This is a genomic window from Hydrogenivirga sp. 128-5-R1-1, from assembly GCF_000171895.1.
This window is the reverse complement of sequence record NZ_ABHJ01000446.1, coordinates 1-1,213: the sequence shown is the minus strand read 5'-3', so window position 1 is coordinate 1,213 and position 1,213 is coordinate 1. Positions and strand designations below refer to the sequence as shown.

1 protein-coding gene, 1 tRNA gene, 1 other RNA gene and 1 pseudogene are annotated in these 1,213 nt (G+C 35.3%); 1 reads left to right on the top strand and 3 read right to left on the bottom strand.

Annotated elements, in window-relative coordinates; translation table 11 throughout:
• The 3 genes from HG1285_RS00800 to HG1285_RS00805 all read right to left on the bottom strand — a co-directional run.
• The coding region (locus HG1285_RS00800; RefSeq protein ID WP_008289557.1) for a response regulator at window positions 1-610 on the bottom strand (610 nt) is incomplete at its 3' end.
• A gap of 20 nt (window positions 611-630) precedes the next feature.
• Window positions 631-729: signal recognition particle sRNA small type (gene ffs, locus HG1285_RS19310), an RNA gene on the bottom strand.
• 23 nt (window positions 730-752) lie between these two features.
• A tRNA-Ser gene (locus tag HG1285_RS00805) sits at window positions 753-844 on the bottom strand.
• 90 nt (window positions 845-934) lie between these two features.
• Between HG1285_RS00805 and HG1285_RS00810 the strand changes: the two are divergent.
• A pseudogene (locus HG1285_RS00810) lies at window positions 935-1,213 on the top strand (elongation factor P); the annotation flags it as partial.

Below are 1,213 nucleotides of genomic sequence, written 5' to 3'. Positions count from 1 at the left end.
TTAAATTTTTTATATGAACATCTACTGTCCTATCAAAAACATCAGGTTCATTTTGCCATACAGTATCTAAAAGATAATCTCTACTTAAAACCCTTCCTTTTGAATTTATTAGATTCATTAAAAGCTTAAATTCTTTTGTTGTTAAATTTAAAGGTTTACCATGAATTTTAACTTCAAATTTTGCAAGGTTTATTTCTAATTCACCAATTTTTATAACATCAACATTTTTACTACTTTTATTTTGACATCTTCTTAATACCGCTTTTATTCTTGCAAGGAGTTCCCTAAAAGAAAAAGGTTTTGTAATATAATCATCCGCTCCAAGTTCAAGACCTACGATTTTATCTATTTCTGTGCTTTTTGCTGTAAGCATTATGATAGGAATCTCCCTTTTTACAGGGTCAGATTTAACTGTTTTACAGACTTCAAGACCGTCTATATCAGGAAGCATTATATCAAGAAGTATTAAATCAGGTTTTTCATTTTCTAAGCTGGAAAGTGCATCTTTTCCACTGTAAAAGGATTTTACTTTGTTTCCTTCCTTTTGTAGATTATAAACTAAAAGCTCGTTGATATCTTCGTCATCTTCAACAACATAGATAAAAGGCATTTTAACCTTCCATGTATATTTAATCCCGGGCACCCCCATCCGGCGAGGGATACTGGCTTACCGTTGCTCCCTTCCGGGCCTGGCGGGGTTCACCAGCTCCCACCCGGCGGGACCCGGGAATTTTTATTCTAACACATTTAAATGGCGGATGGGGAGGGATTTGAACCCTCGGCACCGCAAAAACGGTGCACAGCATTTCCAGTGCTGCTCCTTCGGCCGCTCGGACACCCATCCAAAGCAGATACTATTATAGGACAAATAGGAAATTTTGCAAATACAAAAATATGATAAAATTAATATCAATTTTTATTCACGGAGGAGTAAATGGGCGTAAAAATTGGAATTAATCAAATTAAAAAAGACATGTTTATAATTGTAGATGGTCAGCCTTACAGAGTTTTAGGTTATGACCACGTGAAACCTGGGAAAGGTCAGGCATTTGTCAGAGTAAAAGCTAAAAACATGAGAACAGGCAATGTAAATGAAATCACATTTAAATCTTCTGACTCTATAGAACTTGCAGATTTTGAACAAAGGCAGATGGCTTACTCGTATTTTGATGGTGATTCTTACTGGTTTATAGATAATAATACTGGAGAAATG